At 23.7% G+C, this 562-nt stretch carries 1 protein-coding gene; it reads left to right on the top strand.

Annotated features, from left to right (window positions below):
- On the top strand, positions 1-562 hold a 562-nt coding region (locus C4B24_RS04925; RefSeq protein WP_168388393.1), incomplete at both ends, for a LicD family protein.

Genomic DNA, 562 nt, shown 5'->3' with positions numbered 1-562 from the left:
TTAGTATTCAAAATAATATAACATTTTACCCATTTGCTGGAACATGGTTGGGTGCTGAGTGATATGGGGATATACTCCCTTGAGATGATGATATTGATATAGCTTTAACTAAAGAAAATTTTGATAAATTAAATGAAATTCTAAAAAATAAAAAAACTAATTTTCATTTAGTTACCTTTGAAGATGAAGGTCACGAGAATTTAATTGCAAAATTATATTTTAATAAAGGTGTTTTAATTGAAGGTAAAAGTTCCTTGAGATCCGTCGGTAATAAGGGAATTTTCATTGATTTAACAATTTTATTTCCGGTATCAAAAAATAGGATCAAACGTATTTTTTTAGATATAAAAATTAAATTCTTTAGAATATCCCTTCTTTCCCATAGACAAAGTCTTGGTAGATTTAAAAGGATTATATTTAAAACTATAACTTTATTCATAAGTGGAAAACAAGTGGCAAAAAGTATTAATAAAATATGAAGAAATGATAAAAAATATGAAGATTTTGCAGAGCTAAACAATATTAAAAATAAAAATATAACATTAAATAAAAATTTAAAAAT

It is taken from the genome of Mycoplasma marinum, assembly GCF_004335975.1.
Classification (GTDB): Bacteria; Bacillota_I; Bacilli_A; order Mycoplasmatales; family Metamycoplasmataceae; genus Mycoplasma_K; species Mycoplasma_K marinum.
The sequence above is the reverse complement of the archived record's forward strand: the minus strand, read 5'-3'. Positions and strand labels throughout refer to the sequence as shown.